This window comes from Streptomyces sp. NPDC127108, from assembly GCF_042677545.1.
Lineage (GTDB): Bacteria > Actinomycetota > Actinomycetes > Streptomycetales > Streptomycetaceae > Streptomyces.
Genome location: NZ_JBHXTE010000008.1, coordinates 76,567 through 94,205 on the forward strand (window position 1 = coordinate 76,567; position 17,639 = coordinate 94,205).

Consider the following 17,639-nt stretch of genomic DNA (forward strand, 5'->3'; position numbering starts at 1 on the left):
GGACTTGGGTCCGATGTCCGGTGCCGGGCCAGGTGCCGGACGTAAGCGGAAGCCTCAACTCCTGGTCCTCGGCACGGTTTGTGGTGCACTATGGCCCGCGATGCACAGAGGTCTCGTACACGCGATCGCGTGGTCGCTCGCCACGGGCGCGGCGGTCACGCTGTCGTGGTGGGGCGTGCGCACGGTGATGGCGGGCACGGCGTACGACCCGCCGCGCGCGCTGCCCCTCGTGTCCGGCGACCGGTCGGCCCTGCCGCAGTCGTCGTCCACGCACCGCCCGGAGCCGACCGTGGGACCGCCGACGAAGTCCGGCGAGCCGTCCGGGTCCGAGCGCCCCCGCCCGACGAAGACCCCGAAGCCGACGAAGAGCCCGCAGCGCCCCACCCCGGACCACCCGGGCCCCCGCACGTCGCCGTCCCCGTCCGGCAGCGTCAAGGGCTACAACACCGAGGGCGGCCGCGTCGTCCTCGACCTGGGCAGGGCATCCGCGACGCTCGTGTCGGCGGCACCGGCGGCGGGCTGGTCGATGCAGGTGTGGAAGGCCCCGACGTGGATCCGCGTGGAGTACACATCGGGCGCGGACCGCGTCTCGGTGTTCTGCACGTGGCACGACCACGCGCCGCGGGTGGACATCAACACGTACTGAGCCCGACGGCTCGGGGAACCCCGACGGCTAACGGAACACGGACGACGGCGGCGCGGGCGACGCCACGGCGCTCGCGTCCGTCACGGCCGTCGCGCCGCCGCTGAAGGCGCCGAGCGCGGGCCCGTGTTCGACGCGGGCCGGGTGCGGGTCCCCGGCGCTGCGGCGGGTGAGTTCGGCGACGGGCAGGGGCTGCCCGGCGCCGAGGAGCACGGCGTTGCCGAAGCGTCTGCCGCGCAGGACCGCGGGGTCGGCGACTAGGGCGAGTTCGGGGAAGACGGTGGCGGCGGTGGCGAGTTGGCCGCGCAGATAGGCGAGGGGCGGGCCGTCGGCGAGGTTGGCGGCGTACCAGCCGGTGGGTTTCAGGGCCCTGCGGACGTCGCCGAGGAATTCCGCGGTGGTGAGGTGGGCGGGGGTCCGGGCGCCGCTGAACACGTCGGCTATGACGAGGTCGGCCCAGCCGTCGGGGGTCTTGGCGAGCCCTTCGCGGGCGTCGGTGCCGCGTATGCGTATGCGGGCGCCGGGGTCGAGGGGCAGGGCGCGGCGGACGAGTTGGACGAGGGCGGTGTCGCGCTCGACGACCTGCTGGGTGGAGCGGGGCCGGGTCGCGGCGACGTACCGGGCGAGGGTGAGGGCGCCGCCGCCGAGGTGCAGCACGTGCACGGGCCGTCCGGGCGGGGCGACGAGGTCGACGATGTGACCGATCCGGCGCTGGTACTCGAACCCGAGGTGGGCGGGATCGTCGAGGTCGACGTGCGACTGCGGCGCGCCGTCGACGAGCAGGGTCCATCCCCGGGGCCGCTCCCGGTCGGGCATCAGCTCGGCAAGCCCTCCGTCGACTTCCTCAACGAGTGCTTCCCGCGCCGACCGTCCCCGCCGATTCCGTGCCACACCCCCATTATCAACGCTGAACCGAACACCCGCCCGATATCAGCCCGTCCGGCGCTTGAGGACGAGCCGCGAAGCGGCAAGAAAGCGGGGGCAAGGGGCGCAGCCCCCTATAGCCACGCCGCACCCTCAACGGCAGTTGTCCGCGGCTTCGATCATGCGCGCGGCCTCGCCCAGCGCGGCGCGCAGCACGGCGGGGTCGGTCACGGGATCGGTGTCCCCGGGCGGCACCAGCCACCCGGTCCCGGCGACGGGCGGCGCGGGCACCGGGTCGGGGTCCCTGGCCAGGGCGACGTCACGGCCGAAGGTCTGGGTGCAGGCGCTGCCGGGGAGGTCCCAGCCGTCCGCGGTGCCGGGCGGCACGAGAAATCCGAGGGTGTCGCACCCACCGTCGTGCAGTACGGGCCCCACGGCCTCCGCACCGGCCCCCCGGCGCAGAATGTCGACGGCCTCAAGACCCTGGCGCGCGGGCACGGTCACGAGGTCGCACTCCTCGTGGCCGTCGGGGTCCTCGTAACCGTCGAGGCCGTCGCAGCCGGGCCCCGCGCTGCGGTCCTGGCTCGGCCGGTGCCGTGCCGTCGTCAACGCGCCCCCGGGTTCGCTGTTCTCCATGCCGAATTCCAACAAGGGAACCTCCTCGCCAGGGCGGGAGCGGCGTCGCTCCCTCTCCACATGGTCCAACGCGCCAAGGCGTCAACGGCTACGGCGCCACGCCGCCGCAAAGGATGGCAGTTCATGGCAGATCACGGGTGAGATATCCGGTTTGTAGCCAAACTCCGCGTGGTGGCCGGTTCACAGCCGGTACGTTCTTGCTCCGCCGGAACGAGCCCGCACCGTTCGGCTCTGGTCGGCGTACCGGCCGACGGCGCGGGATGGCGTGCCACGGTCCAGCACGGTCTCCAGCGAGAGGATCCGGCATGGCGTCGTCGTCATCGGCATCGTCACCTCCGCCTCCGCGCCCGAACGTCGCCTTCCGGCAGTTGCGCGGGCAACGCTCACCGGGCGAGTTCGCGGCCGCGGTACGGCGGGCCGCGCGCGAGATCGGCGAGCGGGTCAGCTGTGACGCGCGGTACGTCGGCCGCGTGGAGGCGGGCGAGATCCGCTGCCCCAACTACGCGTACGAACGGGTGTTCCTGCACATGTTCCCCGGCCGGACGCTGACGGACCTGGGCTTCGCGCCGCGCGCGGCCGTCCGGGGCCGGGGGGCGCGGGCCGCCGGGGACGCACGCGGGGCGGCCACCGACTGCCCGCATGACGGCCACGACCCGAGGTACCCGCGTGCCAGTGACAGCGACAACACCTTCAGCACCGAGGAGAGCGACGTGCGGCGTCGCGCATTCATGACCAGCGGCACGGCCACCGTGGCCGCCGCCTCCCTGGGGGCCGTCGGGCTCCCGACGGGCGCCGCCGAGGCCCGCACCCGTCGGCCGCGCCGGTTCCGCGCGGCGGACGAACACGAGGTGCACGCCGTCGAGGAGGCCGTCCGCGAGATCCGCCTGCTCGACGACCGGCACGGCGCCGACGGCCTCTACCAACGGGCGGCCGCCCCGCTGCGCACCGCCTACGCCCTGCTCGACGCGGGCACCACCCGGCAGTCCGGGCAGGCGGTGGCCGACCGGCTGTACTCGGGGGCGGGCGAGCTCGCCATCTCCGTCGGCTGGCTCGCGCACGACTCGGGCCGCTTCGACGACGCCCGCTCGCACTACGCGGAGGCGCTCGCGACGGCGCGGATGGCCGGGGACCCCGCCCTGGAGGCGCACGCGTTCTGCAACACGGCGTTCCTGGCCCGGGACGCGGGCAGGCCCCGGGAGGCGGTGCGGGCGGCGCAGGCCGCGGCGCGGGCCGCGCGGGGCCTGGACTCGCCCCGGTTCCTCTCGCTGCTCGCGCTGCGCGAGGCGGGCGGCTGGGCCGGGCTCGGCGACCACACCGGCTGCCGCCAGGCGCTCACCCGCGCGCACGCCCTGTTCGACCGGGGCCCGGCCGAGACCGACCCGGAGTGGATGACCTTCTACGGCGCCGCGGAGCTGGCCGGCCTGGAGGCGCAGTGCTGGTCGGCGCTCGGGCAGTGGGAGCGCGCGTCCCGGCACGCCCAGCACGCGGCGGGCGTGGCGGCGGAGCAGACGCCGGAGTTCACGCGGAACATCGCGCTGTACACCGCGGAGCTCGCCGACGACCTGGCCCGCGCGGGCCGCCCGGACGAGGCCGCGGCGGCCGGCCTGCGGGTCCTGGCCCTCCTGGACGAGGTCCAGTCGTCCAGGATCGCGTGCATGCTCGCGACCACCGCCCGGCTGCTGCTGCCGCACCGGCGGGCCGCCGAGGTGACGGGCTTCCTGGAGCAGCACGCGGCACGCGCGCGTGGCTGACGGTTATCCGGCGAGGTGGCCCGTCTCGTTCCAGGACTCCAGGGCGGGCTCTCCGTAGGCCCAGCCCAGGACCGAGAGGGACGTCGGGTTGAGGCGGATGCGGGCCGCGAAGTCGATGTCGTAGCCGAGCCAGCGGGCGCCGATGGCACGGAGGATGTGGCCGTGGGCGAAGACGAGGACGTCCCGGTCGGCCTCGCGGGCCCAGGCGACGACCTCGTCGGCGCGCGCGGACACCTGCGCCAGCGTCTCGCCGTCCGGGACGCCGTCCCGCCAGATGAACCACCCGGGGCGCAGGGCCTGGATGTCGGCGGGCGTCAGTCCGTCGTACGCCCCGTAGTCGAACTCCATCAGCGCGTCCCACTCGGCGGCCCGGTCGCCGAACCCGGCGAGTTCGCACGTCTCCCGCGCGCGGGACAGCGGGCTGGTGCGCACCTCGACCCCGGGGAGGCCGTCGTAGGGCGCCCGGTGCAGCCGCTGCCCCAGGAGCTTCGCGCCGCGCCTGCCCTCTTCGAGGAGCGGGATGTCCGTCCTGCCGGTGTGCTTTCCGGACAGTGACCACTCGGTCTGTCCGTGCCGGGCCAGCAGGATGCGCGGTGCCATGAGGAGCCTTTCTACAAGGACATGCGAGGACAAAAAGGGACAGTCACCTGTCCGTTCCTTCCATCATCACTCACACCGGGAAGGCGCAACCCGGGCGGCGATCTCTGCGTCTTTGAGGCACAGGGGGATGGCTCATCGGCCTTCGCGTACGCCGTAAAGTGACCCAGCGGCCGTACGCCGCGAGAACAGAGCGGGAACAGCGCGAATGAGATGGGGGACCCACCGGATGCCGCAGACCGAGGCAAAGGGCGCCGGCAGCCGCGGCATATCGGAGGGCCTGACGTCCACAGTCCGCCTGCGTTGGTGGACGGAGCTGCCGCTGATCCTCCTGGTGTACGGGGCCTACTCCGCCGGGCGGCTGCTCGCCCGCGGTGACGTCACGACCGCCGTGGGCCACGGCCTGGACATCCTGCGGGTCGAGAAGGCCCTGAACCTGAACCTGGAGCATCCGCTCAACCGGCTCTTCACGGCCCACACCTCCATCGGTGTCCCGGCGGACTTCTGGTACGCCTCGCTGCACTACCTGGTCACACCCCTGGTGCTGATCTGGCTGTTCCGCAGCAAGGCCGTGCACTACGCCGCCGCCCGCACCTGGCTGATGGTGTCCACGCTCATCGGCCTGGTCGGCTTCACGCTGATGCCGACCTGCCCGCCGCGGCTGCTCGAGAAGAGCCAGGGCTTCGTCGACACGATGGCGCAGTACAGCGACTGGGGCTGGTGGGGCGGTCAGGCAAGCGCCCCGCGCGGGCTCGGCGGCATGACCAACCAGTACGCGGCGATGCCCAGCCTGCACGTCGGCTGGTCGCTGTGGTGCGGCGTGATGCTCTGGCGGTACGGCCGCACGCCCCTGGTGAAGGCCATCGCCATCGCCTATCCGCTGCTCACCACGATCGTCGTCATGGGCACCGCCAACCACTACTTCCTCGACGCGGTCGCGGGCGCGGCCGTGATGGGGCTCGGCCTGCTGCTCGTCCGGCCGGTGCAGCGGGGCGCGGCCCGGGTCAAGGACCGGCTGCGGCCGGTCGTCGCGACCGCACTCGCCGCGCGCGCCGCGAGGCGCGCCGAGGCCCCCTCGGACGCCACCGGCGCCCCAGTCGCCACTGACTCCTCGATTGTCAGTGCCGGATGCCAGACTTCGGCGGGTGAGCGAATTCCCCATCAGCGCAAGCTCGGGACCGATCCGGGCGGCAAGTCCGCCGCCAAGCCGGGCGGCAAGCCCCGCGGGAACAAGGGCGCCAGACCCGCGGGCCGCGCCGCGGACACCGGGGACAGCGCTCAGACACCGGCTCGCGGAGCTGCGCGGACCTGACGTACCGCCGCAGTCCCTGGACGCCCGCGCCCTGGCGGCGCTCGCGGCGAACCCGGGCTGCGGGCGGCGCGCGCTCCTGGACGGCGCGGGCGTGCCCAAGGCGGCGCTCGCCGAGGCGCTCGGCTCGCCCTCGGGCTTCGGTCAGTCGCAGTTCGCGTTCATGCGGGGGCACGCCTTCGAGGCGCGCGTGAAGGCCGACGGCGGCACGGAGCTGCTGCGCCTCACGCACGCGTGCCTGGGCGGCGGTCCCGAGCCGGAGCCCGGTGCGGCGAGCGTGCCGGACCTCACGGCGGCGGGGCCCGAGGGCCGCGCGGCGCGCACGGAGCTCGCCCTGGACGAGGCATCGGCCGCCGGGACCTGGACGCTGCTCGACCACCCGATGCTGGCCCTGGACGTCGCGGGCACGCCCGCCTACCTGGAGCCGGACGCCGTGGTCGTCGCGCCCGACGGGACCTGGACGGTCGTCGAGATCAAGTCCTTCCCCATGATCGACGGCTCGGCGGACGCGGCGAAGGTGGGCGCGGCGGCACGCCAGGCCGCGGTGTACGTCCTCGCCCTGGAGGGGGTCGCGCGCCGCCTGGACCCCGCGCCCGAGGTGCGCCACCGCGCGCTCCTCGTCTGCCCCAAGGACTTCTCGAACCTGCCGGCCGCGTCCGCCGTGGACGTCCGCAAGCAGCTCGCCGTCACCCGCCGCCAGCTGTCCCGCCTGACCCGCGTCGAGGACATCGCGGCCACGCTCCCGCCCGGCACGACGTTCGACGTGACGCGGCCCGCCGCCGAGCTCGCCGCCGCGGTCGACGCGGTCCCCGCGACGTACGCCCCCGAGTGCCTGGCCGCCTGCGAGCTGGCCTTCCACTGCCGCGACCGGGCCCGCGCGGCGGGCGAACTGACCTCGCTCGGCCGCTCCCTGCGCGCCGACCTCGGCGCGCTCGCCACCATCGACGAGGCCCTGGCCGCGGCCAGGGGCGAGGCGGGCGACGCCGACGACCCGGCGGTGGCGGCGCTGCGCCGCGCGGGCGCGCTGCGCGCGGAGGCGCTCGCCGGAGGTGTGCGTTGTCCCTGATCGACAACCTGGCCCGGCTCGACGCCGCGACCACCGGCCGCGCCAAGCCCCGGGCCACCGTCCGCCACCGACACCTGTCCCAGCGCCCCCTGGTCTTCGTGCCGCTCATCACCGCCGGTGAGGCGGGCGCCCCGCTCGGCGCCCTGATCGGCACCGAGCGCACGGCCCCCCGACTGCTCACGGTGGCCCAGCCCCGCGACCGCGACCTGCGCTTCGCGTTCCTGTCCCGGCTCGCCGAGATCCTGCTGCCGTACGTCGAGTCGTACGCGGACGACGTCGAGGCCGCCGAGCGCACCGAGACCGACCCGGAGACCGGCAAGCGCGTCAAGGTCGAGGTCGAGCTGTGCGCGGACGCCCCGCAGCTGATCGTGCCGAGCCGTGCGGGCATCGAGTTCGTACGGCTGCTCGGCCGCTCCATGCGGTTCCGGCGGACCGCCGAGCAGGATCCGGACGCGCCGTATCCCGCGCCCCCGCGCGTGCCTCTGCTCGGGCGCTGGCTCACGCACTACGGCGAGCGCTCCCGCGTGCCCGGCTCGTCGCTGCTTCTCGCCATGACCGACCTGCTGTCCCGGCACTGGGCCACCGGCCAGTCCTCCCTGGAGGAACAGCACCTGGGCGCGCTGCTCGCCTGGATCGAGGCGCCCGAGGGGACGTCAGGGGCGGACGCGGCGCTCCGCGCGGAGCTGGCCAGGGACGCCGACGGGCAGCTGCTGTGCCCACCCGCGGGCCCCGCCACGGACCCGGCGTTCGACAACCAGCTCCTCGCCCCGGCCATCGAGCGCCACGACCGGGCCCGCACCGCCCTGGCCGCGGCCGCGGACGGCGTGGAGGCGGACGCGCTGCTCGCCTCGCTCGGTGCCGCCGAGCGCGAGATCGACGCCCTCGTGGCCAGCCGCACCCGGCCCACCTGGGACGCGGTGTGGCGCGGCCTGGACGCGCTGTGCACCCTGCCCGAGGCGCCGAGCACCGTCGACCGGTGGCGCGGCGACCGCTGGTCGTTCACCGGGCACCGCGACCGCGTCGCCGCCGGTGAGCCGCCGCAGCCCCGCGTCGACGACGCGGTCACCGCCGCGAACAAGCTCGCCACCCGCGAGCGCGAGCAGGCCCGCCTCGACGCCCAGGAGGCCCTGGACGACCCCCTGGTCATGGCCGGGCGGCGGCTCGCGGGCGAGGCGTTCGCCGGGGAGGTGACCGAGGTCGTCATGGCGTACAGCGAGGGCCGCTCGCCCCGCCCCCGCCCCCTCGTCACCGTCCGCACCGCCGACCGCCCCCAGCTCGACGAGGGCGTGAAGGCCTACCGCTCCCTCGCGGGCAAACCCCAGTCCTTCCAGTTCGTCACCCACGCCCCCGACGGCGGGCTCGTCCTGCGCCTCCTGGACAAGATGGGCCGCGGCAAGGAGCCCGAGCCGGGTTCCGTGCCGGAGGTGGGCGACCGCCTGTGCTGGACGCTCTTCGAGCACGAGCAGCGGGGCGGGCCGCGCCTGCCCGACCCGGAGGACACCCCGTGGACGCACGGCGGTCCCCCGCAGACGGCGCCCGTCGGTACCGCCCCCGCCGTCGAACGGCCCGACCCCGTGACAGCGGAGGACATCCTGTGAGTCCTGCCCCCCTCGAAGCGAGCACAGCCCCCTTCGACCCCGGGGCGGAAGCCGCCCGTGCCACCGACGCGATCCTGCGCGACACGCTGGACGGCGCGCACCGCGGTGTCGTCGTCGACTCGCCTCCCGGCGCCGGGAAGTCCACCCTCGTGGTCCGCGCCGCCCTCGAACTGGCCGCGGCGGGGCGCCCCCTGATGGTCGTCGCCCAGACCAACGCCCAGGTGGACGACCTCGTCCTGCGCCTGGCCGAGAAGAACCCCGAACTCCCCGTCGGACGGCTCCACAGCAGCGACCCCGACCCGTACGACAAGGCCCTCGACGCCCTGGCGAACGTACGCAAGTCCGCGAAGGCGGGCGACCTCGCCGGGCTCGACGTCGTCGTCTCGACCGCCGCGAAGTGGGGGCACGTCAAGGACGTCGAGCCCTGGCGGCACGCCATCGTCGACGAGGCGTACCAAATGCGGTCCGACGCCCTCCTCGCCGTCGCCGGGCTCTTCGAACGGGCCCTGTTCGTGGGCGACCCGGGGCAGTTGGACCCCTTCGCCATCGCCGAGGCCGAGCAGTGGGCGGGGCTCGCGTACGACCCGTCGGCCAGCGCGGTGACCACGCTCCTCGCCCACAATCCCGGGCTGCCGCAGCACCGGCTGCCCGTGTCGTGGCGCCTGCCCGCGTCGGCCGCGCCGCTGGTCTCCGACGCGTTCTACCCCTTTACGCCCTTCCGCAGCGGCACGGAACACGCCGACCGTGCCCTCCATTTCGCCGTGCCGTCCGACGGCTCGGGCCCCGACCGGGTCATCGACGAAGCCGCCCACTCCGGGTGGGGTCTCCTCGAACTGCCCGCCCGGAACACGCCGCGTACGGACCCCGAGGCGGTGCGGGCCGTCGCCCTCGTGGTGCGGCGACTGCTCGACCGGGGCGGGGCCGCGACCTCCGAGCGGGCGCCCGACCCCGCCCCTCTCACGGCCGACCGGATCGCCGTCGGGACGGCTCACCGGGACCAGGCGGCGGCCGTACGCAGCGCGCTCTCCGCCCTCGGAGTCGTGGACGTGACCGTCGACACGGCCAATCGCCTCCAGGGCCGGGAGTTCGACGTGACCGTCGTCCTCCATCCCTTGTCCGGGCGGCCGGACGCCACGGCCTTCCACCTGGAGACGGGGCGGCTTTGCGTGCTCACGTCCCGGCATCGGCACGCGTGCATCGTGGTGTGCCGGGCGGGAGTTGACGCGCTCCTGGACGACCATCCGTCCACGGAGCCCGTCCAACTGGGCGTGACGGTCAAGTTCCCCGACGGCTGGGAAGCCAACCACGCAATCCTCTCGCGCCTCGCGTCCCACCAGATCCCCTGGCCGTAACCCACACGACCCCGACCGGCACCCTCGGCCTGGTTCCGCCCCCTCCCCTCACACCAAAGTGACCGTCGGCCTGGGGCTGTGCCCACCCGTGCCGCCCCTGGCGGCCCAGCTGCCCACAGCAGGGGGGGCATGGACGGCAGGCACCGCCAGCCACAAGGCAGGGAAGCCACCGGGCCGAAGGCCGGGGCGGGAACCCCCACCGGGCCGAAAGCGGGACACCCAGCCCCCACCAGACCGAAAGCCGGACGCTTAGCCCCCACCGGACCGTTCGCCGCCATCCGAACCGGAGGGGACGTGCCGGTATGTCCGCGCGCAGCTCGGCTCACCGCGAGGGGCGTACACGCGATGTCGGCGACGACGCACACGCGAGCACGGACATACCGGCGCGGCCCCGCCTCACAACCGGACACAAGGCGAAAAGACCGCAGCCCCCACAACCGGACCGAGGGCGAAGAGACAGCAGCCCCCACAACCGGACACAGGGGCGAAGAGAGCACGACCCCGCGCGGGCCTCTTGCGTGGGGAGGGACAATGGATGCGGCCACGCGGCGTACGACGAGAGGAAAACGACATGGCGGAGCCCTCGCGGCCCCGGTCCAGCCAGCGCATGCGCCCCGCACCGCTCCTCTTCGAGCCCGCGGAAGCCACCGCCGACCCCGAGCACTTCTTCGACCTGGAGTCCATCGACGACCCGCGCGAACTCCTCGCCCGGTCCACCGAGTTGACCCTGGCCTTCCGCGCCGCGACCGACCGCTCCGTCGAGTTCCAGGCCCTCGCCGCCGCCCAGCTCGCCGACCCGCGCCGCTTCGACCGCCTCACCCCGGCCGCCATCGCGGAACGCGCCGAGTGGACCGAGGACTACGCGAAGAAGATGATCGAGTTCGGCCGCGAACTCCTGCGCGGCGACCCCGAGGCGTCGGGCTCGGCAGGACCGGCGGACTCGACGGACTCGACCGACTCGGCGGCGGAACCCGGGACCCACTGAGCCACAAGATCCGTTGGCATATGCCGGTGGGGCAAGGTACCCCACACACCCGCCCACTGTCCCGGTTTCCCGCAACTCAGCGAGAGCGCACACTCACTGCCGGTAGATGTATCGACATGAGCAGCTCCCCCCTCACCTACGCCCCCCACACTTCCCGCACCCCCAGCACCCCCAGCACCCCCGGCACACTCACCGTCCCCGCCGACGCCTGCGACGTCACCCCCGCAGGCGCCACCTGGCTCACCTCCGCCGAAACGTATCCGCACAGGGCCCTGGCCGACTGGCGCACCCGCCCCACCACCCCGGCCGTCCTGTCCTGCGGCACCGTCTTCGACGTGGTCAGCGTGCCCGGCGTCTTCGGACGGCGGATGGTCGACCGGTTATGGCACGAGGGCCCCGGCTCGGGCCCCGTGGCCACCTATCGCGGCCGGATGCTGCTCTTCGCGGCCCCGGGCACGGCCCGCCGCCTCCCCTCGCTCCTGGAGTGGGAGGAATGGGGCCCCGCCGTCCCCGCGCTGCTCTGCCACGGCGCGGGCGACGCCGTGACCGTGCCCCCGCTCACGGCGAGCCACGGCACAGGGCCCGACGACCGGCTCGGATCGCGCTGGCTGGTCGCCCCCGACACCCGCCAGCCCTGGCTCCCCGGGCCCGACGTGGTGCTCTGGGCATGCGTCCGCGCGGCCCGCGCCACGGCCGGATCCGCGGTGCGTATATCGATTTTTCCTCGCGGCGATCAGGATGCTAAGGTCTACGACGTCAGCAGGCGCCGCTAGCTCAGTTGGTTAGAGCAGCTGACTCTTAATCAGCGGGTCCGGGGTTCGAGTCCCTGGCGGCGCACGACACCGATGGCGAGGCATGTCCACAGAAAGCGTGGACCTGTCTCGCTGTCGTCGTTTTTGCGCGGCTTCGCCGCGCGTTTGTGGGGGCTTCGCCACCCACACCCCCCTTTTCAGGTCGGCCGGGGTGCCGAAGCATCGAGGCACCCTCCGGTTGGACGGTCGGAGGGCCGGAACATTGGGGCACTCCGGCCAGCAGCAGGGCACCGGAGCGTTCTGCTCCTGGTCACGTGGGGGTGATCTTGACGGTCCAGGCGCCGGACGGGGTTCGGGCCTCGACCTCGATCCTGATCCGCTCCCCGGGCACCGTGAAGGCCTCCCCGGCCCGCACCGGCGCGTCCGCGAGGGGCGGGTAGACCGAGTCGGTGTCGCAGGCCTCCGAGTCCGGGTGGGCGTCGATGACCTCGACGGGGCCCCGGCCGGACGCCGTCTCGTTGCGGACGTGGTAGGCGAGGACGCCCTCGCTGCACGTACCCCGGTCATTGCCCACGGCGCCGCGGGCCTCGATGGCGACGGCGCTGCCCCGGCCGGTGCGGACCACGGCCAGCTTGGTGGCGCCCACGCCGCCCGGAACGGGCTGGGCCGCGAGCGGGTCGAGGGTCAGCCGCCGCGGACCGCTGTCCACGCAGACGACCTGGCGGGGCCCCAGCCAGCCGAGCTTCCACTTGTGCCAGCCGAACAGCTCGGGAGCGAGGCCGAACTGGCTGCCCATGACGTCCCAGTCGCCGACATGGGTGTCCCAGTCGCCCTTGCCGTCGGTGGGACGGTGATAGAGGTCGGGCAGGTCGAAGACGTGGCCGGTCTCGTGGGCGAGTACGTTGCGGTCCGGCGGATGGCGCTCGAAGACGGTGACGATGCGACGGATGCTGGTGCCGTCGGCCCGCATCGGACGGTCGAAGTTCACGACCTTCGTTGCGTCGGAGTTCACTCCGGGCGCGTCCGGATCGGCGACGAAGTAGACGATGTCGTACGCGGAGAAGTCCACGCGCGGATCGGCCGCGGCGACCGCGTCCCGGAGGTAGGACGCGCGGTGCTGCGGATCCCAGTCCCGCTCTATGGCGTACATCGTGGAATCTTTCGGCATTTCCACCCATTCGTGTTGCGGGTGGGGGCGCAGCCGGAACCTCCCGTAGGAGGCTTGGTCGAAGAAGTCGCTCGTGGCCGGGAAGTAGTCGGCCGCCAGCTCCCGCGGTGTCGTCAGCGGCGGGGAGTCCGGGAAGGAGAGGAAGACCATGACGGCGTCGAGGACGCGGGAGGGGCGCGGATAGGCGCCGTTCCAGGTGTCGAGGCCTTCCGAGTGGTGCGCGGGCGTACGCCGCAGGGCGCACGGGCCCGCCTCGCCGTGGGCGATCGCAGGCCCCGCGACCAGTGAGGTGGCGGCGAGAGCGGTCAGACAGGTGAAGAGGATGCCCGCGGTGCGCAGCCGCGGCCTCTCCCCTCCACGGGTGAGCGTCCAAGGGGGGAGCTGACGCCCCACGTCGACCTCCGGGTGCGGAATGCGAGACACCTCACCCACCCTGTGATGTTTTGTCGCGATTCGCCCTGTTTGTCTGACCCGGTCGAGTGAGGATCGGCCAGGATGCGACACTCCGACCGCTCACCGGCTGTCACAAGCGGTCGAGCGGCAAAGAAGCCTGCACAGGGCCGAGCAGAAACGATCTGTCGGTCGTCTCCGGGACCCTCGCGGGGCGTGCTACGGCTGGAACGGGCCGTCGGCGTGCCTCTATGATCGGCAGACTTTCCCGGCCCCGTCGGCCGCCCCCCAAACGGCCGACCGCCTCCCCAGACCCGCCAGGATTCGGGGCCCATCGACCTGCTCGACATCAATTGCACTGCGGGAGCAAGCGGTGAACGGAACCTCACAAGGGCCGACCGCCACAGCGGTCGCAGACCCCGGCCGCGACCGGCCTGCCGTCACAGAGCGTCACCAATCGGGCCCGACCGGCCCCCTCGCCCAGTACGCCGCCGACTACCGCGCCGCCTTCGCCGCGGCCCCCCTGGCCCTCGCCGTCGTGGACCGCGAGGGCCTGGTCGTCAGCGCCAACGACGCGCTGGCCGAACTGCTCGGCGCCGACGCCGCCGACCTGACCGGGCGGATCGCCGCCGACCTGGTGGACCTCGCGTCCGACGCCCGCACCTGGCACGCGTACCGCGAGGTGCTCCGCGGCCGGCAGGCGAAGCTCCGCTGCACCCGCCGTCTGAAACACCCCGACGGGCACTCGCTGTGGACCCAGATCACCGCCTCGCCGCTGCCCGGCGGGACGGAGCGGCGCGGCGCGGGCACCGTCCTGCTCGCCGCCGCCGACATCAGCGCGCGCCGCGACCTGCAGGCCCGGCTGCGGCATCTGCAGATGCACGACCCGGTGACCCGGCTGCCCAACCGCGCGCTGTTCTTCGAGCGCCTGGCCACGGCGCTCGAAGCGGGGGCGTACGACGACACGAGCACCGGCCGGATCGGGCTCTGCTATCTGGACCTCGACGGGTTCAAGGCGGTCAACGACACGCTCGGCCATCGCGTGGGCGACCGGCTGCTCGCCGCCGTCGCCGAACGGCTCACCGCCCTCGCCGACCGCGCCGGGTACGGCAGGGCGTCGGCACCGCTGGTCGCCCGGCTCGGCGGGGACGAGTTCGCGCTGCTCGTGGAGGACTCCACCGGCACCGACCAGCTCACCGAACTCGCCGAGACGGTCCTCAGAACGCTCCAGGAACCCTTCGACCTGTCCGGGCAGCGGCTCTCGGTGTCGGCCTCCATCGGCGTCGTCGAACGACGCGCCGCCGGCACCACGACCACCGGCCTGATGCAGGCCGCCGACACCACCCTGTACTGGGCGAAGGCCGACGGCAAGGCCCGCTGGACCCTGTTCGACCCCGAGCGCAACGCCCACCGCATGACCCGCCAGGCGCTGGCCAGTTCGCTGCGCCCCGCCGTCGAGCGCGGCGAATTCGTCCTGGACTACCAGCCGTTGGTGTGCCTGGAGGGAGGCGACGTACGCGGCGTCGAAGCACTCGTACGGTGGAATCATCCGCAGTTCGGTTTGCTCACGCCGAATCGGTTCATCGGACTTGCTGAAGAAGACGGCTCGATCGTGCAGCTCGGTCGCTGGGTGCTGCGGACCGCGTGTCTGCAGGCCCGGCGGTGGCAGCTCGAACACCCCGGCAGGGAGCCGCTGTTCGTGAGCGTCAACGTCGCCGTGCGCCAGGTATGGGACTCCGACCTGGTGGCGGACGTGGCCGAGATCCTGGCGGAGACCGGCCTCGCGCCGGGGCTGCTGCAACTGGAGCTGACCGAGTCCGCCGTCATGGGCTCCGCGGGCCGACCGCTGCAGGCCCTGCAGGCGCTCAGCGACATGGGCGTCCGCATCGCCATCGACGACTTCGGCACCGGCTACTCCAACCTCGCCTACCTCAGCCGCCTCCCGGTGTCCGTCCTGAAGCTGGACGGCTCCTTCGTGCGCGGCTTCCAGTACGACGAGGGCGAGTACGGCACGGCGTCCGCGCACATCAACCCCGCCGACGAGGTGATCGTCGAGGCCCTGGTGCAACTCGCCCACCGCCTCGGGCTCACCGTCACCGCGGAGTGCGTGGAGACGTCCGGGCAGGCGGAGCGGCTGCGCAGGATCGGGTGCGACACCGGGCAGGGGTGGCTGTACTCACGGCCGGTGGGGGCGGATCGTATCTCCGTACTTCTGGGGTCGCGGGGCACGTGACCCCAGAGTGCACGGGGCGCGTGCCGCGCGCGGTCACCCCTCGGGGTCCGGCTCGTCGCGCGCGGTGACGCAGGCCTGTACGAAGTCCCGTACCTCCTGCGGGACTTGGGCGCCCGGGGTGTGGGCCACGCCGACCTGGGCGGGCCCGATGCCGCGCACCACCCGGTAGGCCACGTCGGGGCGGCGGCAGGCGCGGGCCGTCGCCGCCGACGCGAGGGAGACTCCCTCGCCGTCCGCTATGGCGGTCAGCCACTCCTCGAAGGTACGGGCGACGGCGCCGATCTTCGCCGGGCGTCCCTCGCGTTCGTCCGTCGCCAGCCAGTGGTCGCGCCACCAGCCCGACTCCGGCGGGGCCGCGACGAAGGGCTCGTCGAGGAGCTCGGCGAAGTCGACCTCCTCGTGCGCGGCCAGGCGGTGCGCGGCGGGCAGCGCGACGCGGCGCGGCTCGGTCAGCAACACCTCGACGTCCAGGGCCTCCTGGCCGGGAAACGGCAGCCGCACCAGCGCCGCGTCGACGGTGCCCGCGGCCAGGCCCGCCGTCGGGTCGTCCGCCGCGGCCTGGGTGAGGCGCACCCTCCAGCCGGGCCTGCGGCGCACGAACTCGGCGACGCCGCGCCGCGCGAGCCCCTCCGCCCCGTCGGTCACGAAGCCCACCCGCAGGACCCGGTCCGCGCGCGCCGCCGCGCCCCGCGTGGAGCACAGCGCCGCGTCCCAGGCGTCGAGCACCGCGGGCGCGGCGGCGGCGAGGGCCGCGCCCGCGTCCGTCAACGCCACCCCGGCGCGCGACCGCGTGAACAACTCCGTCCCCAACTGCGTCTCCAGGCGCCTGAGTTCCCGAGTCAGCGTGGGCGCCGACAGGAAGAGGCGGTCGGCGGCACGCCTGAGGTCGCCCTCCTGGGCGACGGCGGTGAAGCAGCGCAGCAGTCGGGTGTCCATGTCCATGGCGACAGGTTAGGGAAACGGCCGGGACACGGGGGGCGGGGGGTGCGGACGCGGTCAGGCGGAGTTCGGCAATCCGTAGGCGTCCGCGATGAGTTCGTAGCTGCGCAGGCGTACGTCGCCGCTGTGCGCGTTGGCCGTGAGCATCAGCTCGTCGGCGCCGGTGCGCTTGGCGAGGTCGTCGAGGCCGGTACGGACCTGGTCGGCGGTGCCGTGGACGACGTTGGCGTTCCAGCTCGTGATGAAGTCCCGCTCCATTTCCGTGAACCGGTGCGCCTCGGCCTCCTCCGGGGTCGGTACGAGGCCGGGGCGGCCGGTGCGCAGGCGGACCATGTTCAGGGCGGCGGCCATCACCTGGCGGCGGGCCTCCTTCTCCTCGTCCGTCGCGAGCGCCGAGACGCCGATGAGGGCGTACGGGGCGTCGAGGACGGTGGAGGGGCGGAACGACTCCCGGTACAGATCGAGGGCCGGGATCGTGTTCTGCGCGGAGAAGTGGTGCGCGAAGGCGAAGGGCAGGCCGAGCATGCCCGCGAGGCGGGCGCTGAAGCCGGACGAGCCGAGCAGCCAGATGGGCGGGCGGTGCGGGGACTGCACGCCGCCGGGGGACGTCGACTGGACGGGGCCCGGGACCGCGTGGATGCGGGCGTAGGGGTGGCCGTCGGGGAAGTCGTCGTCCAGGAAGCGGGTCAGCTCCGCGAGCTGCTCGGGGAAGTCGTCGGCGCCCTCGTTCAGCCGATCCGTGCGGCGCAGGGCCGCGGCGGTGGCGCCGTCCGTGCCCGGGGCGCGGCCGAGGCCCAGGTCGACGCGGCCCGGGGCCAGTGCCTCCAGCGTGCCGAACTGCTCCGCGATGACCAGGGGGGCGTGGTTCGGCAGCATGACGCCGCCTGAGCCCAGGCGTATGCGGGTCGTGTGGGCTGCCAGGTGGGCGAGGATCACTGCCGGGGAGGAGGAGGCCACTCCCGGCATCGAGTGGTGCTCGGCCACCCAGTGGCGGTGGTAGCCGCGGGACTCGGCCAGCTTGGCCAGGGCCACGCTGGTCTGCAAGGCGTCCGTCGCCGTGCGGCCCGCGCCCACGGTCACCAGGTCCAGTACGGACAGGGGCGTCGGCGCCTCGCCGTGCCTCGGGGCTCGGATTCCCTCGTCGTCGCCGCCGCTCTGCTCCACCGTCACCGGGGCCTCCTGGTCTTCGTCTGCGTCTTTGCGGTACGCAGGGTCGAACAGGAGGGTGGCTCCGCTTATTCCCTCGCGGGGCGCCCCAGTCCCACCCCTTCTCCGAACCCGGGGCTCCGCCCCTGGACCCCGCTTGTCGGCGCTCCGCGCCTCGTCCTCAAGCGCCGGACGGGCTGGGAGGGGGGG

Annotated in this window: 15 protein-coding genes and 1 tRNA gene; 10 read left to right on the forward strand and 6 right to left on the reverse strand. The window is 73.9% G+C overall.

Going from position 1 to position 17,639, the window contains the following annotated elements; translation table 11 throughout:
- Nucleotides 1-100 precede the first annotated feature (100 nt).
- Complete coding sequence (locus tag ACFVHO_RS08840; RefSeq protein ID WP_385711650.1) at nt 101-646, forward strand: hypothetical protein; 546 nt, start codon at nt 101-103, stop codon at nt 644-646.
- A gap of 27 nt (nt 647-673) precedes the next feature.
- Here ACFVHO_RS08840 and ACFVHO_RS08845 read toward each other — a convergent pair whose 3' ends face one another.
- Nucleotides 674-1,459 (reverse strand): spermidine synthase, encoded by a 786-nt coding sequence (locus ACFVHO_RS08845; protein WP_385711652.1) that lies wholly within the window; start codon nt 1,457-1,459, stop codon nt 674-676.
- A 201-nt stretch (nt 1,460-1,660) separates the two neighbouring features.
- Nucleotides 1,661-2,143 carry a hypothetical protein gene (locus tag ACFVHO_RS08850; protein ID WP_385711654.1) on the reverse strand — a complete coding sequence of 161 codons (483 nt, stop codon included), beginning with the start codon at nt 2,141-2,143 and terminating at the stop codon, nt 1,661-1,663.
- Between the two features lie 305 nt (nt 2,144-2,448).
- Between ACFVHO_RS08850 and ACFVHO_RS08855 the strand changes: the two genes are divergently transcribed.
- Entirely contained in the window at nt 2,449-3,894 is a 1,446-nt protein-coding gene (locus ACFVHO_RS08855) for a tetratricopeptide repeat protein (RefSeq protein ID WP_385711656.1), read from the forward strand.
- Between the two features lie 3 nt (nt 3,895-3,897).
- Here ACFVHO_RS08855 and ACFVHO_RS08860 read toward each other — a convergent pair whose 3' ends face one another.
- Nucleotides 3,898-4,494, reverse strand: coding sequence for a histidine phosphatase family protein (locus tag ACFVHO_RS08860; RefSeq protein ID WP_385711658.1), 597 nt, complete (start codon nt 4,492-4,494; stop codon nt 3,898-3,900).
- A gap of 226 nt (nt 4,495-4,720) precedes the next feature.
- On the opposite strand from ACFVHO_RS08860, the gene ACFVHO_RS08865 reads away from it, so the two are divergent.
- The 7 genes from ACFVHO_RS08865 (at nt 4,721) to ACFVHO_RS08895 (ending at nt 11,638) form a co-directional block, all read left to right on the forward strand.
- Nucleotides 4,721-5,803, forward strand: a complete 1,083-nt coding sequence (locus tag ACFVHO_RS08865; protein ID WP_385711660.1) for a phosphatase PAP2 family protein — start codon at nt 4,721-4,723, stop codon at nt 5,801-5,803.
- Nucleotides 5,790-6,866 carry a hypothetical protein gene (locus tag ACFVHO_RS08870; protein ID WP_385711843.1) on the forward strand — a complete coding sequence of 359 codons (1,077 nt, stop codon included), beginning with the start codon at nt 5,790-5,792 and terminating at the stop codon, nt 6,864-6,866. Before ACFVHO_RS08865 ends, ACFVHO_RS08870 begins: the two co-directional genes overlap by 14 nt.
- Nucleotides 6,857-8,464, forward strand: a complete 1,608-nt coding sequence (locus ACFVHO_RS08875) for a hypothetical protein (RefSeq protein WP_385711662.1) — start codon at nt 6,857-6,859, stop codon at nt 8,462-8,464. The genes ACFVHO_RS08870 and ACFVHO_RS08875 overlap by 10 nt, the downstream gene beginning before the upstream one ends.
- Nucleotides 8,461-9,816, forward strand: coding sequence for an AAA domain-containing protein (locus ACFVHO_RS08880; RefSeq protein ID WP_385711664.1), 1,356 nt, complete (start codon nt 8,461-8,463; stop codon nt 9,814-9,816). The genes ACFVHO_RS08875 and ACFVHO_RS08880 overlap by 4 nt, the downstream gene beginning before the upstream one ends.
- A gap of 571 nt (nt 9,817-10,387) precedes the next feature.
- The gene (locus ACFVHO_RS08885; protein ID WP_385711665.1) at nt 10,388-10,801 is read left to right on the forward strand and encodes a hypothetical protein; all 414 of its coding nucleotides are present in this window, start codon (nt 10,388-10,390) and stop codon (nt 10,799-10,801) included.
- Between the two features lie 116 nt (nt 10,802-10,917).
- Nucleotides 10,918-11,574 (forward strand): bifunctional DNA primase/polymerase, encoded by a 657-nt coding sequence (locus tag ACFVHO_RS08890; protein ID WP_385711667.1) that lies wholly within the window; start codon nt 10,918-10,920, stop codon nt 11,572-11,574.
- Nucleotides 11,565-11,638, forward strand: a tRNA-Lys gene (locus ACFVHO_RS08895). The genes ACFVHO_RS08890 and ACFVHO_RS08895 overlap by 10 nt, the downstream gene beginning before the upstream one ends.
- A gap of 225 nt (nt 11,639-11,863) precedes the next feature.
- Here ACFVHO_RS08895 and ACFVHO_RS08900 read toward each other — a convergent pair.
- A complete protein-coding gene (locus tag ACFVHO_RS08900) occupies nt 11,864-13,144 on the reverse strand; it encodes a M6 family metalloprotease domain-containing protein (RefSeq protein WP_385711669.1) in 1,281 nt (426 codons plus the stop codon).
- A 340-nt stretch (nt 13,145-13,484) separates the two neighbouring features.
- Here ACFVHO_RS08900 and ACFVHO_RS08905 point away from each other — a divergent pair, with 340 nt between their 5' ends.
- Entirely contained in the window at nt 13,485-15,344 is a 1,860-nt protein-coding gene (locus tag ACFVHO_RS08905; RefSeq protein ID WP_385711671.1) for a putative bifunctional diguanylate cyclase/phosphodiesterase, read from the forward strand.
- A 33-nt stretch (nt 15,345-15,377) separates the two neighbouring features.
- Here ACFVHO_RS08905 and ACFVHO_RS08910 read toward each other — a convergent pair whose 3' ends face one another.
- Nucleotides 15,378-16,286, reverse strand: a complete 909-nt coding sequence (locus tag ACFVHO_RS08910; RefSeq protein ID WP_385711673.1) for a LysR family transcriptional regulator — start codon at nt 16,284-16,286, stop codon at nt 15,378-15,380.
- A 54-nt stretch (nt 16,287-16,340) separates the two neighbouring features.
- A complete protein-coding gene (locus tag ACFVHO_RS08915; RefSeq protein ID WP_385711675.1) occupies nt 16,341-17,453 on the reverse strand; it encodes an LLM class flavin-dependent oxidoreductase in 1,113 nt (370 codons plus the stop codon).
- Between the last annotated feature and the right edge of the window lie 186 nt (nt 17,454-17,639).

Bases quoted from the DNA above. Each gene is read 5' to 3' on its own strand.
- ACFVHO_RS08850 (WP_385711654.1), bottom strand. From the start codon at position 2,143: ATGGAGAACAGCGAACCCGGGGGCGCGTTGACGACGGCACGGCACCGG.
- ACFVHO_RS08855 (WP_385711656.1), top strand. From the start codon at position 2,449: ATGGCGTCGTCGTCATCGGCATCGTCACCTCCGCCTCCGCGCCCGAAC.
- ACFVHO_RS08845 (WP_385711652.1), bottom strand. From the start codon at position 1,459: ATGCCCGACCGGGAGCGGCCCCGGGGATGGACCCTGCTCGTCGACGGC.
- ACFVHO_RS08860 (WP_385711658.1), bottom strand. From the start codon at position 4,494: ATGGCACCGCGCATCCTGCTGGCCCGGCACGGACAGACCGAGTGGTCA.
- ACFVHO_RS08865 (WP_385711660.1), top strand. From the start codon at position 4,721: ATGCCGCAGACCGAGGCAAAGGGCGCCGGCAGCCGCGGCATATCGGAG.
- ACFVHO_RS08840 (WP_385711650.1), top strand. From the start codon at position 101: ATGCACAGAGGTCTCGTACACGCGATCGCGTGGTCGCTCGCCACGGGC.
- ACFVHO_RS08910 (WP_385711673.1), bottom strand. From the start codon at position 16,286: ATGGACATGGACACCCGACTGCTGCGCTGCTTCACCGCCGTCGCCCAG.
- ACFVHO_RS08890 (WP_385711667.1), top strand. From the start codon at position 10,918: ATGAGCAGCTCCCCCCTCACCTACGCCCCCCACACTTCCCGCACCCCC.
- ACFVHO_RS08885 (WP_385711665.1), top strand. From the start codon at position 10,388: ATGGCGGAGCCCTCGCGGCCCCGGTCCAGCCAGCGCATGCGCCCCGCA.